At 32.3% G+C, this 12,469-nt stretch carries 12 protein-coding genes; 9 read left to right on the top strand and 3 right to left on the bottom strand.

The features are described 5' to 3' along the window. Positions 1-169 precede the first annotated feature (169 nt). From VOI54_RS15095 to VOI54_RS15105, 3 genes are all read left to right on the top strand, one after another. A complete protein-coding gene (locus VOI54_RS15095; RefSeq protein WP_326283848.1) occupies positions 170-421 on the top strand; it encodes a type B 50S ribosomal protein L31 in 252 nt (83 codons plus the stop codon). Between the two features lie 112 nt (positions 422-533). After that, complete coding sequence (locus VOI54_RS15100; RefSeq protein WP_326283850.1) at positions 534-1,709, top strand: GlmU family protein; 1,176 nt, start codon at positions 534-536, stop codon at positions 1,707-1,709. Positions 1,710-1,950: 241 nt separating this feature from the next. Beyond that, complete coding sequence (locus tag VOI54_RS15105) at positions 1,951-2,670, top strand: lysoplasmalogenase family protein (protein WP_326283851.1); 720 nt, start codon at positions 1,951-1,953, stop codon at positions 2,668-2,670. On the opposite strand, the gene VOI54_RS15110 is transcribed toward VOI54_RS15105, so the two are convergent. After that, the gene (locus VOI54_RS15110; protein WP_326283853.1) at positions 2,657-4,276 is read right to left on the bottom strand and encodes an ABC transporter substrate-binding protein; all 1,620 of its coding nucleotides are present in this window, start codon (positions 4,274-4,276) and stop codon (positions 2,657-2,659) included. The genes VOI54_RS15105 and VOI54_RS15110 overlap by 14 nt on opposite strands. Positions 4,277-4,361: 85 nt before the next feature. Between VOI54_RS15110 and mtaB the strand changes: the two genes are divergently transcribed. After that, the gene (gene mtaB, locus VOI54_RS15115; protein ID WP_326283855.1) at positions 4,362-5,687 is read left to right on the top strand and encodes a tRNA (N(6)-L-threonylcarbamoyladenosine(37)-C(2))-methylthiotransferase MtaB; all 1,326 of its coding nucleotides are present in this window, start codon (positions 4,362-4,364) and stop codon (positions 5,685-5,687) included. Between the two features lie 108 nt (positions 5,688-5,795). After that, complete coding sequence (locus tag VOI54_RS15120; RefSeq protein ID WP_326283856.1) at positions 5,796-6,314, top strand: hypothetical protein; 519 nt, start codon at positions 5,796-5,798, stop codon at positions 6,312-6,314. A gap of 62 nt (positions 6,315-6,376) precedes the next feature. Here VOI54_RS15120 and VOI54_RS15125 read toward each other — a convergent pair whose 3' ends face one another. Then, positions 6,377-6,673 (bottom strand): N-acetyltransferase, encoded by a 297-nt coding sequence (locus tag VOI54_RS15125; protein ID WP_326283858.1) that lies wholly within the window; start codon positions 6,671-6,673, stop codon positions 6,377-6,379. Between the two features lie 113 nt (positions 6,674-6,786). Here VOI54_RS15125 and VOI54_RS15130 point away from each other — a divergent pair, with 113 nt between their 5' ends. Continuing rightward, positions 6,787-7,452, top strand: a complete 666-nt coding sequence (locus VOI54_RS15130; RefSeq protein WP_326283860.1) for an alpha/beta hydrolase family protein — start codon at positions 6,787-6,789, stop codon at positions 7,450-7,452. A 37-nt stretch (positions 7,453-7,489) separates the two neighbouring features. Continuing rightward, complete coding sequence (locus VOI54_RS15135) at positions 7,490-8,410, top strand: lytic transglycosylase domain-containing protein (RefSeq protein ID WP_326283862.1); 921 nt, start codon at positions 7,490-7,492, stop codon at positions 8,408-8,410. Positions 8,411-8,452: 42 nt separating this feature from the next. Here VOI54_RS15135 and VOI54_RS15140 read toward each other — a convergent pair whose 3' ends face one another. Beyond that, positions 8,453-9,028 carry a DUF2892 domain-containing protein gene (locus tag VOI54_RS15140; RefSeq protein ID WP_326283864.1) on the bottom strand — a complete coding sequence of 192 codons (576 nt, stop codon included), beginning with the start codon at positions 9,026-9,028 and terminating at the stop codon, positions 8,453-8,455. Positions 9,029-9,327: 299 nt separating this feature from the next. On the opposite strand from VOI54_RS15140, the gene rpmH reads away from it, so the two are divergent. Together rpmH and carB are read left to right on the top strand one after the other, a co-directional pair. Then, the gene (gene rpmH / locus VOI54_RS15145) at positions 9,328-9,489 is read left to right on the top strand and encodes a 50S ribosomal protein L34 (protein ID WP_027878648.1); all 162 of its coding nucleotides are present in this window, start codon (positions 9,328-9,330) and stop codon (positions 9,487-9,489) included. 114 nt (positions 9,490-9,603) lie between these two features. Next, positions 9,604-12,459 carry a carbamoyl-phosphate synthase large subunit gene (carB, locus tag VOI54_RS15150; protein ID WP_326283872.1) on the top strand — a complete coding sequence of 952 codons (2,856 nt, stop codon included), beginning with the start codon at positions 9,604-9,606 and terminating at the stop codon, positions 12,457-12,459. The last annotated feature ends 10 nt before the right edge of the window (positions 12,460-12,469 follow it).

Consider the following 12,469-nt stretch of genomic DNA (forward strand, 5'->3'; position numbering starts at 1 on the left):
TAATATCTGTTTATTTTTACAATAAATTATATAGAATTCATTAGTATCCAAAATGTATCAAAACGTTACATTTGTATTGTAAATAAAAAAACATAAAAAGTATTGTGCATTTATAAAAAATACTTAAATTTGCACTTCCAAAATTGAAAAGAATAAAAAGCATTTAGCGATGAGAAAAGGTATACATCCAGAAAATTATAGAATAGTAGCATTTAAAGATATGTCAAATGACGATGTATTTTTAACAAAGTCTACTGCTGATACTAATGAAACTATTGAAGTTGATGGTGTTGAGTACCCATTAGTTAAGATGGAGATCTCCAGAACATCTCATCCTTACTATACCGGTAAATCTAAATTGGTAGATACTGCTGGTCGTATTGATAAATTCAAAACTAAATACGCTAAGTTTAAAAAATAACTTAACGTTAATAAAAAATAAAAAAGCCTTTCTATATATAGAAAGGCTTTTTTATTTTAAGCTTTTAAGCTACTTTTGAGTCCAAAATTAACTTCTAACCTCTAATTGAACAATGAATTATATCCTTTTTGATGGCCCTTCAAGAAACAGCTTATTGCCATTTACTTTTACAAGACCAGTAGCAGATATACGGGTTGGGATCTTGACCATTAGGGAGAAGTGGGAGGCATATCTGGAATATACCACTACTACAATAACTGAGGAATATTTATCTGAGAAATATCCTATGGTAGAGATGGATGAAAATGTTATGATAAATGCATCATATTTGCCAAATCTAGAGTTGGTGGAAATGATAAAAAATCTAAAAGAAAATCAAGCCATTTTTAAAGAAGAAAATGTGATCGCCTTTTTTACAAAAGAGGCACAAGATGATATTGATTTTGAAAATTATGAAGCCATTGAATTTAATGAAGATATTATTGAAATTGCTAATACCTGGGATATCTTTTCAAAAAATAGGGAAGCTATTCAAGAAGACTTTGCACTTTTAACTAAAGGAAGAACCTCGCAACCTATTCCGGCAAGCAATAATATTATTGGGGCAGAAAATATATTTATTGAAGAAGGAGCTACATTAGAATTTGCAACATTAAATGCTGGAAAAGGCCCAATTTATATTGGTAAAAATGCTGAGATCATGGAAGGTGCTATTATTCGTGGTCCTTTAGCATTATGTGAATATTCTGTTATAAAATTAGGAGCCAAAGTTTATGGGCCAACAACAGTAGGGCCTTATAGTAAAATAGGGGGAGAAGTTAATAATGCCGTATTGTTTGGTTATTCTAATAAAGGCCATGATGGTTACTTAGGGAATTCTGTTATAGGCGAATGGTGTAATTTAGGGGCAGATACTAACACCTCCAATTTAAAAAATAATTATGCAGAAATACGTTTATGGGATTATCTAACTGAAGGGTTTGCGAAAACAGGTCATCAATTTTGTGGCCTAATGATGGGAGATCATTCCAAATGTGGTATCAATACTATGTTTAATACAGGGACTGTTATTGGTGTAAGTGCTAATATTTTTGGTAGCGGTTTTCCTAGAAACTTTATACCAAGTTTTAGTTGGGGAGGTCATAGAGGATTTACAACGTATTTAACAAAAAAAGCGTTTGAAGTGGCCACAATTGTCATGGAGCGGCGAAAGCTGGAATTTACAAGCCAGGATAAAGCTATTTTAGAACACGTTTTTGAAGAAACAAAAAAATACAGACGCGAGTAGTTTCTAAGAACTATTTTGAATAAGATTTCTGTTTACTGTTTTGAATTCTACAATTTAAGACTAGTAGGGAATGTGAATCATGTTAACCATTTGTAATACAGTTTGTTAGTTTGGTATATTAAGGTTTGTTGTTTTAAAGCTTAAAAGGATATTAAACATGGAGTCATGTTTAGAGAAGGTATTTTTTGTATTTTACCTTTAAGTTTTATAAATTACCATCGACCAATCAACCAACTTAACCGTGCCCCTAACTAGTTATATTCAAAAGATTCTTAAAAGTAGAAAGCAGTTCGGAATACTTTTTTTTACCATACTTACCATAGATATTCTGGTTAAAGAATGCTGCCCAGTTTTTCCTTATCGGTATATTTCAAAGCCTCCGGTATTATTACTTTTAATATTGTACTATTATTCCAATCAATCAGAAGTGAAAAGGAGTGATTATTTATGGACCGTAATCAGTTTAGTTTGCTTTTTTATGGGTGATATATTAATTATAAATCACATGAATGTTATTTTTTTAAGTGTCAGCTTATTGTTATTTACTTTTGGTAAGCTTTTTTTAAGTTTTAGATTTTCACATAAATCTGACTTTAAAGTTACCAGGTTGATCCCGTTCTCAATTATAATGTTTATCTATACAGTTGGTTTAGTGAGCTTTCTTTATGATGGTTTAAAAAACTTTTTTGTGCCTGTGATTATAAGTTATTTTATATCTCTACTCTTATTTCAATTTACGTTTTTAAGGAAAGATGTAGTCGATAAAGCCAGTTATTTAAATGTGTTTTTTGGTGTTATCATCTATATGATGTCAGAGGGCATCATGGTTATTAAGACTTTTAAAACAGATGTGCCTTTACAGGGTACATTAATTATGCTGTTTTATGGCACAGGCTTATATTTGATAGTATCAGGGATATTATTAGAAAAAAAGATAAAAAAAGTAGTTAGTCCTTTCTAACCCGCCTTAAATCCAGTAAGTTAATGGGGTTAATGCCTAATCCCTTTACATTTTTTCTGGTAAAACGTATAACTTCATCATAATATAAAGGAACCATTAAAGCTTTTTCCATGGCTAAAGCGTCCATGGCAGTATATAGATGTTTTCGTTTTTCAATATCGGTTATCGTAAAGGCTTTATTGTACAAGCTATCAAATTTAGTATTTTTATAATGAAAATAATTAGAACCTTTAGGAGCAAAGTTTTTACTATAAAATATAGAAAGGTAGTTTTCTGCATCTAAGTAATCTGCAATCCATGAACTTCTAAACATATCTACTTTCCCGTTAGAACGGGCTGAACGTAAAGAAGCTTCTGGCATTACATCAATATTGATGGTTAATCCGGTTTTTTCAAGTTCTCGTTGTATAAATTCGCAAAAACTAAGATAATTACTTGTAGTCACTAAGGAGATCTCAGGTGTTGTTATACCAGTTTCTTTTTTAAACTGCTCAACGAGTTGCTTTGCTTTTTTAGGTTGGTAGGTAAAACCAATAGATTTATTGTGCCCGGGTAAGCCTAGAGGGATAAAACCACCGTTGGCTGGGCTACCAATACCATTGCGTAAGTAAGTGATCATTTTTTTTCGATCAAACCCATAATTAATAGCCTTTCTAATATAAGGTGACTGTATTTCCGGTGTTTCAGAATCAAGATAAAACCCAAGGTATTCAGTGTTTAAATATGGGCCTCTAATCATATTAACTTGTGAAGTATATTTATTTCTAAGATCACCAGTAGCTGTTAGTAATTCATCTTTATACGATGCATCTAAGCTGTTAAGAAAATCAAGATTGCCCTGAACGAATTGTAAAAACTCACTTTGTTTATCCGGCAAAAACGTAAGTGCTACTGCCTCCAGATAAGGTAAGGGGGTGCCTAGTTCGTCTTTCTCAAAATAATTATGGTTCTTTCTTAAAACCAGTTTAATGTTTTCCTCCCAACGTTTAAATTTAAAAGGCCCCGTGCCAACAGGGTGCGACCTAAATTCAGAACCGTAAAAATCCACAACTTCTTTAGGAACAACTGAGCAGTATTTCATTGTCAATAACCCAATAAAGGCAGGGAAGGCTTGTTTTAGTTTTAATTCAAATATAGTGTCATTTATGGCGTAAAAACGGTCTACTTTATTTAAGACCCAACTTCCGGGTGCAGCAATTTTTTTATTTCTTAAACGGTTTAAGCTGTATTCAAAATCTTTAGCACTTACTGTTCTTGTAGAGTCTTTCTCAAACAATTGGTGTTTGTGAAAATAGACATCATTACGTAAATTAAATCGATAGGTTATACCATCATCTGAAATAGTCCAATTTTTTGCAATACAGGGTAAAATATTTAATTGCTCATCTAATTGAACCAACCCGTTAAATAATTGATTACAAATACTATTATCCTGTAATGTTCTTGAAAAAGCAGGATCTAAGGTGTTGATATTAGCATATTCATTATATCTGAAAACAAGGTGATCTTTATTTGGTTCTGAATTATTTCCGCATGAAAAAAATAGAAATGTTATACAACTGATTGATAAATAGTAAATTATTTGTCTTGAATTAGGTTTTATCATATAATTTATTAGTTGTAAATTTGCAGACTTTTAGTCAGAAGTAAATATAATGAGATTTCCATGGTCATGGAAACAAATGTAATAAATGAATAAAAAAGTTGCTTTTTATACCTTAGGCTGTAAATTGAATTTTTCAGAAACGTCTACAATTGCCAGAAATTTTAAGAATGAAGGTTTTGATAGGGTAGATTTCTCAGAAAAGGCAGATATATATGTTATCAATACCTGCTCGGTTACTGAAAATGCAGATAAGCGGTTTAAAACAATTGTTAAGCAAGCTCAAAAGTCTAACTCTCAAGCCTTTGTTGTGGCAGTTGGTTGTTATGCGCAATTAAAACCTCAGGAACTGGCTGATATTAACGGAGTAGATTTAGTACTTGGTGCTACTGAAAAATTTAAGATTACAGACTATCTCAATGACCTTACAAAAAATGATTTTGGTGAAGTGCATTCTTGTGAAATTGAAGATGCCGATTTTTATGTAGGTTCCTATTCCATTGGTGATAGAACACGTGCTTTTTTAAAAGTACAGGATGGCTGTGATTATAAATGTACGTATTGTACAATTCCTTTGGCCAGAGGTATTTCTCGTAGTGATACAATGGCCAATGTTTTGAAAAATGCTCAAGAGATTTCAAAACAAAATATTAAAGAAATTGTATTGACCGGAGTTAATATTGGGGATTATGGAAAAGGGGAATTTGGTAATAAAAAGCATGAGCATACCTTTTTAGATTTAGTTACCCAATTAGATAAAGTAGATGGTATTGAACGTTTACGTATCTCTTCAATTGAACCCAATTTATTAAAAAATGAAACCATTGATTTAGTTTCAAATTCAAGAGCATTTGTCCCCCATTTTCATATACCACTACAGTCTGGGAGTAATGAAATCCTTAAAAAAATGAAGCGTCGTTATATGCGGGAATTGTATGTTGACAGGGTTTCAAAAATAAAGGAAGTGATGCCGCATGCTTGTATTGGCGTTGATGTTATTGTTGGCTTTCCAGGAGAGACAGATGCACATTTTTTAGAAACCTATAACTTTTTGACAAACTTAGATATTTCATATTTACACGTATTTACTTATTCTGAACGAGATAATACTGAAGCTGTTCAAATGAAAGGTGTTGTGCCAAATAATGTAAGAAGCAAACGTAGTAAAATGCTTAGGGGCTTGTCTGTTAAAAAGCGTCGCGCGTTTTACGAAAGTCAACTAAAAACGACCAGAACAGTGTTATTTGAAAGCGAAAATAAAGAAGGTTATATCCATGGTTTCACTGAAAATTATGTAAAAGTAAAAACCCCCTGGAACCCTGAGTTGGTGAACACACTGCATCAAGTGGAGCTTACAGAAATTGATGATGATGGTTTAGTAAGGTTTGAATTTTTAGAGGTTTTTTCAGGCTAGTTTTAATTTTTTTCTACAGTACACCCTGATTTTTACCCATTTGGCTTTTTTTTTATGTGAACGTAAATGGCCTTTATACATTTGGAGTATTAATAGTCATGCCCCAATATGAATAAATTAATCTTAAACTTAGGTATTGCGCTCATACTGGTTTGTGTAGCCAGTTGTTCTTCTGATGATGTGCAAAATGAAAACGACTCTAATATACAAGGTGTATGGAAGTTAAGTGCGTGGAATATTGTTGGCGGTTTTGATATGAATAATGATGGGGTAGTGCATACTAACCTTTTAAACGAAATTGACTGTACTAAAAATGAAACGTTGCTTTTTGAACCTAATGGAATTGTATCTTTGAATACGACCTTTAGTCCGGATATAGAAATAGCTTTATTAGACGAAGAAACAAATACATATAGCTTTGATGTAACTTGTGATACAGAAGGTATTATTAGTTTGGCAACTTCATATAAAGTCAATGGAAATCATGTTGAAATAGGAGAAATTGATGCGCTTATTGAAGGAAACCAAATTTCTATTGTTTTTGAAAAGAGCCTAGAAATATATAATTCAGATTTAACCCAGATTATTGAGACTAAGGATTTAACTTTGGTTTATGTAAAACAATAGCTAAAAAATAAACAATAAAAAAACTGAAGCTTTCGCTTCAGTTTTTTTATTGTTTATTTAATTTAAATTCTTACACCTACAGGAAGCATACGTTTGTATTTTCTATTGCTGCGAACAAATTTAGCAATTTCGGGGCTGGTAGGTACAACACTTAAATTACGTTCTTCAATTTGTTCAAAAACAAGAGATAAAAAATCTTTTTTAAAATCTTCATCATTGATGCTTTCCGGAATAACTAATTTGGTTAAAAAAATCTTTCGCTCTTGTAGTGAGTATTCAATTTTTGCCAATTGATCGTCAATCTTAATTTCATATTGACGTAAAAAATCATTGTCAATTAATTCTGCAGCTTCAACCATCTTGTATTGTTTTATTTCTTAGGAATATAAAATAGTGAACACTATTTCTCTAACTTTGTGCAAAAGTACAAAAAATAATCGTTAACTAAAAGTAAATTTAATGTTAATGCCTTATGGATCAGGAATTAATACATGTTTATTTCATGCCCGGAATGGCTGCAAGCCCTAAAATATTTGAGTATATCAAATTACCTAAAGATCAATTTAAAGCCCATTTTTTAGAATGGATAGTTCCTTTAGAAAATGAGTCATTAAGTGCTTATGCTATTAGAATGTCAAAGCATGTCAAATATGAAAATGTTGTATTGTTAGGGGTGTCCTTTGGCGGGGTTTTAGTACAGGAGATGAGTAAGTATATTAAGGTTAGAAAGCTAATTATAGTATCTAGCATAAAAAGTATGCATGAAATGCCAAAACGAATGTTATTGGCTAAGTCTACAAGCGCATATAAAATAGTACCGACACCTCTGGCAAGTAAAATTGATATTCTTGAAAAATATGCATTTGGTAAACAAATGACTAAACGCATTGAACTCTATAAAAAATATCTGTCCGTAAATAATAGTAAATATTTAAGCTGGGCAATTAAAGAGATGGTTTGTTGGAACCAGAAATTACCTCATCCAAAAATTGTTCATATCCATGGAGATAATGATTCCGTTTTTCCAATTAAGAATATCTCAAATTGTATAATTATTCCAAATGGATCGCATATCATGATTATTAATAAATATAAATGGTTTAATACCAATTTACCTGGTATAATCTTAGCAGATTAAGTGAAAAATTTTTACCTTTAGATCAAACTTATTAAAGATGAAGATAATACAGAAATCACTGGCGTTTGTGGGATTATTAAGTTTATGCGCGTTATTTATTTATGCCCTTCAAGACGCTCCAACCGATGAAAATTTTGAAACTAAGCTTATAAATGATTATAATGTTTATGCGCTTCAAATACCAGACAATTTAAATTTTGCAGGAGAAGCAATGCCTCTAAAGAATCCTGACATTCATGAGCGTATGGACAGGGAATTGTTGGTTAATACTTATTGGCAGTCTAATGGGTTGTTAATGTTTAAACGTGCAAAGAAGTACTTTCCGGTAATAGAACCGATATTAGCAAAGCATGGCATACCTGATGACTTTAAGTATTTAGCGGTAATTGAAAGTGGGTTAACCAATGCAGTTTCTCCGGCAGGAGCCAGAGGCGTATGGCAAATTATGCCATCTACCGGAAAAGAAAGCGGGTTAGAAGTTAACAAAAACGTTGATGAGCGCTATAATCTTGAAAAAGCAACAGAAGTAGCCTGTAAGTATCTTTTAAAGTCTAAAAAACAATTAGGCTCATGGACACTTGCAGCAGCGGCATATAATGCAGGAAATGCAGGTGTTTCAAGACGTTTGAAAGAACAAAAAGTCTCAGGGTATTATGATTTATTGCTAGGTGAAGAAACTGGTAGATATGTATTTAGAATTGTTGCTCTAAAAGAGATTCTTTCAAACCCCAATAAATATGGATTTAATTTTAGAGATAAAGATTTATACAATAAGGTTCCAACATTTAAAGTTGAGGTAGATACTGCGGTAGCAGACTTTTCAAAGTTTGCGCAAAAATTCGGTATTAATTACAAAATACTTAAATTACATAACCCTTGGTTACGCGAACCACATCTTAATAATAAATCCAGAAAGTTATATCACATTGAAATTCCTAAAGAAGGATATTATAGATAATAATAATAATCAAAGGAGATCGTAATATAATAATCAGCCAGTTTATCCTCTTCTTTTCTGAGCTCTTATTGATCCCCCAGTTCCATAATGTTGGTTAGGCATTTGGGCGCGCTTCATGTTTTGTTTCATCATTTTTATTTGATCTGTCAACATGCCCTGCTTGTCAAGTTTAGTGGCTTCTGTAAGTAGTTTTTGAGCTTCTTGCTTTCTTCGTTTAGAAAAAGCTATCCCCGCCAAGTTCAGTTTTGCCATGGCTAAATCATGGTCCATAGACAATCCTAAAGCAATAGCTTTCTTGAAATATTTCTCTGCTTCATTCATATTACTTTGAGATACCATAATACCGTGCAAATAGTTGTAATACCCTTGCTGCTTTTTTACTAGTGCAGATTCGGGGTTTTTAATCTTATCTAACCATTTTTTAGCACCATTAAAATCTTGTTTACGCAATCTTAAGAATGCTAAAAGGATAAATTCATTTTTAAAATAAAGGAATATAAAGATTAATGATAATAAAGTAAACATAATACCATTACCTATATAACCTTCAATAAATTGATAAACAGCATAAGCAATAATGCCTGCAGCGATGATTAGTTTTATTGTTTTGTTGAACATGATGCTTAATTTCGAATAAAAAAGTGATGCTATTTCAGTACAGAATGAACACTTTAGTTGTTTTAAGACTGCAAAGAAACTAAATTTTTATGAAAAAAAGTGTACGTGGATTTAACAAAAATAAAGTGCTACCCTAAATAAATAAAGGTCTGAGGTATTTTTGTAGGCTAAAAAAAATAATTAAAATATTTTTTAAAAAATGATTTGCAAAGTTCTAAAGGCTTCGTATATTTGCCCTCGGTTTTTAAGAAAGCCAATTGCATTAAAAATTACAATTTCAGATTTAAAGATATAAGACAATGAGTAAAAGAACATTTCAGCCTTCTAAAAGAAAGAGAAGAAACAAGCACGGTTTCAGAGAAAGAATGGCTTCTGCTAATGGTAGAAAGGTACTAGCTCGTAGAAGAGCAAAAGGAAGAAAAAAATTGTCTGTATCATCTGAAACTAGACATAAAAAATAATGATTAACAATTTGTTGATAATATAAAGGTGTTACTTAAGTGTAACGCCTTTTTTTATATCTACTGATTACTATTTTTGTAACAAATAAAAATACAATATATAACAATAAGAAGATGCCGAAAAACGAAAAACTAAAGTCTATTTTAATTATTGGATCAGGTCCTATTATAATAGGGCAAGCATGTGAATTTGATTATTCCGGTTCTCAATCTCTAAGGTCATTGAGGGAAGATGGAATTGAAACTATTTTAATCAATTCTAATCCGGCAACTATTATGACAGATCCTTCTATGGCAGATCATGTTTATTTGTTACCATTGAATACAAAATCCATTATTGAAATTTTAAAAGAACATCCTCAAATTGATGCCGTATTACCTACAATGGGAGGGCAGACAGCTTTAAATTTATGTATTGAGGCTGATGAAAAAGGTATTTGGAAGGATTTTGGGGTTGAATTGATAGGCGTTGACATTAATGCAATCAATATAACAGAAGATAGAGAACAGTTTAGAGAATTAATGGGGAAGATAGGAGTAGCTATGGCTCCACAGGCAACAGCGACATCGTTTTTAAAAGGAAAAGAGATTGCTCAAGAGTTTGGTTTTCCATTATGTATTCGTTCTTCTTTTACTTTAGGAGGAGCCGGTGCAGCCATTGTTTATGAAGAAGAGGACTTTGATAAATTACTACGTCGCGGATTAGAAATATCACCTATTCATGAGGTTATGATTGATAAGGCGATGATGGGGTGGAAAGAGTATGAGCTAGAACTACTTCGCGATAAAAATGATAACGTTGTTATAATTTGTTCTATAGAGAATATGGATCCTATGGGGATTCATACAGGAGACTCTATAACTGTTGCGCCTGCTATGACATTAAGTGATAGGACCTATCAAAAGATGCGTGATATGGCTATTAAAATGATGCGAAGTATAGGTGATTTTGAAGGTGGTTGTAATGTGCAGTTTGCTGTAAGCCCTGATGAAAAGGAAGACATCATAGCTATAGAAATTAACCCACGTGTATCACGCTCTTCGGCATTGGCAAGTAAAGCAACAGGGTATCCAATTGCTAAAATAGCAACTAAGCTTGCCATTGGCTATACTCTTGATGAACTAGATAACCAGATAACTAAATCTACCTCAGCTTTATTTGAGCCAACTTTAGATTATGTTATTGTTAAAATTCCACGTTGGAATTTTGACAAGTTTGAAGGCTCAGACAGAACGCTAGGGTTACAAATGAAAGCTGTTGGTGAGGTTATGGGAATAGGACGTTCTTTCCAGGAAGCTTTGCATAAAGCAACACAATCTTTAGAAATTAAGCGTAATGGTTTAGGAGCTGACGGTAAAGGTTATAGGGATTATAATCAGATTATTGAAAAATTGACGCATGCAAGTTGGGATAGAGTCTTTGTAATTTATGACGCTATTGCCATGGGTATTCCATTGAGTCAGATTTATGATATCACAAAAATTGATATGTGGTATTTAAAGCAATATGAAGAATTGTTTCACCTTGAAAAAGAAATCTCAAACTATACCATTGAAACTTTAGATAAAGATTTACTTCTTGAAGCAAAACAAAAAGGGTATGGAGATCGTCAGATAGCCCATATGTTGGGTTGTTTGGAGAGTCAGGTGTATAATAAAAGGGATGAATTTAATATTCAACGTGTATTTAAATTAGTTGATACCTGTGCTGCAGAGTTTACAGCTAAAACACCTTACTATTATTCTACTTTTGAAAATGTAGTTGAGAAAGCTAATGGTGAAACATATACCCATAATGAAAGTATTGTAAGTGATAAAAAGAAAATAGTTGTACTTGGTTCCGGACCAAATAGAATAGGGCAGGGTATTGAGTTTGATTACTGTTGTGTTCATGGTGTTTTAGCCGCTGCTGAATGTGGTTATGAGACCATTATGATTAACTGTAACCCTGAAACAGTTTCTACAGATTTTGATACTGCTGATAAATTATATTTTGAACCTGTTTTCTGGGAACATATCTATGACATTATCCGCCATGAAAAGCCTGAAGGTGTTATTGTACAATTAGGTGGACAGACCGCATTGAAATTAGCAGAAAAGCTAACTAAATACGGAATTAAAATTATAGGAACCAGCTTTGAGTCTTTAGATTTAGCTGAAGATAGAGGTAGTTTTTCTAAGTTATTAAAAGAAAATAACATTCCTTATCCAGACTTTGGAGTTGCTGAAAATGCTGATGAAGCCTTGGAATTAGCAGATGAATTAAACTTCCCAATATTGGTTAGACCATCTTATGTTTTAGGTGGGCAGGGAATGAAAATTGTTATTAATAAAGAAGAATTAGTGGAACATGTTGTGGATCTGCTAAGAAAAATCCCTAATAATAAACTCTTATTAGACCATTATTTAGATGGCGCCATAGAAGCAGAAGCTGATGCTATTTGTGATGCTGATGGAAATGTGTATATCATAGGTATTATGGAACATATAGAACCATGTGGTGTTCATTCCGGAGATTCCAATGCTACTTTACCGGCCTTTAATTTAGGAGACTTGGTGATGCAACAAATTATAGATCATACACATACCATAGCTAGAGCATTGAATACTGTGGGATTAATAAATATTCAGTTTGCCATTAAAGATGATACGGTATACATTATTGAAGCTAATCCAAGAGCTTCCAGAACGGTACCTTTTATTGCTAAAGCATATAAAGAGCCTTACGTAAATTATGCAACTAAAGTCATGTTGAGAGAAAAGAAGGTAACAGATTTTGATTTTAAACCTCAATTAGATGGTTATGCCATAAAACAACCTGTATTCTCTTTTAATAAGTTTCCTAATGTAGACAAGCGTTTAGGTCCGGAAATGAAAAGTACTGGAGAGAGTATCTTGTTTATAGATAGTTTAAAGGATGATGCCTTTTATGACTTATATTCCAGACGAAAAATGTATTTAAGTAAATAAAATTATTTTA

Source organism: Alterotamlana spongicola, assembly GCF_035818475.1.
Lineage (GTDB): Bacteria > Bacteroidota > Bacteroidia > Flavobacteriales > Flavobacteriaceae > Cognatitamlana.